Below are 531 nucleotides of genomic sequence, written 5' to 3' on the forward strand. Positions count from 1 at the left end.
GATTTATCCTTCACTAATTTTAAAAAAATCAGCAATAATAAAGTTATTTAAAACTCAAGTTATTAGTTGACGAGTTTAACAAGTGTTATTTTTCGAAAAGTGGTATCCAGTTAGGATCACGTTCATTATTATCAGGTAGTTTTTGATTAACATGCCTCATTAAAAAGGCTTTTTGATATTGTCTCAAAGATTCTTCATTCGCTCCGCCTTCATAATCAGGATCATCAAATTGAACGTTATCATCTTCCCMAAAACAGATACTGCAAATATCAAATGTACCTGGTGGCTCTTCCTCTAATGTTTTATAACCACAACATGGACATGTATATTTCATATAATCCCCCTAAAAAACCCTACTTTTATTTAATTTTATCACATCCTGCTAAACTATCCTTCGCTAAAAAGCATTTAAAATGAAACAACTTTATTAACTTTTAAACGACTTTATTATAAATAAAACAATTTTATTGTCAATGTACACCTCATCCCCTAAATCCTCTTGTATACATCCGCATATGCCACTTTCAGTTG

At 30.6% G+C, this 531-nt stretch carries 1 protein-coding gene; it reads right to left on the reverse strand.

The features are described 5' to 3' along the window. Positions 1 to 85: 85 nt before the first annotated feature. Positions 86 to 334, reverse strand: coding sequence for a CPCC family cysteine-rich protein (locus AC1DTM_RS31235; RefSeq protein ID WP_477001792.1), 249 nt, complete (start codon positions 332 to 334; stop codon positions 86 to 88). Between the last annotated feature and the right edge of the window lie 197 nt (positions 335 to 531).

The organism is Bacillus sp. P4_D3, from assembly GCF_056401855.1.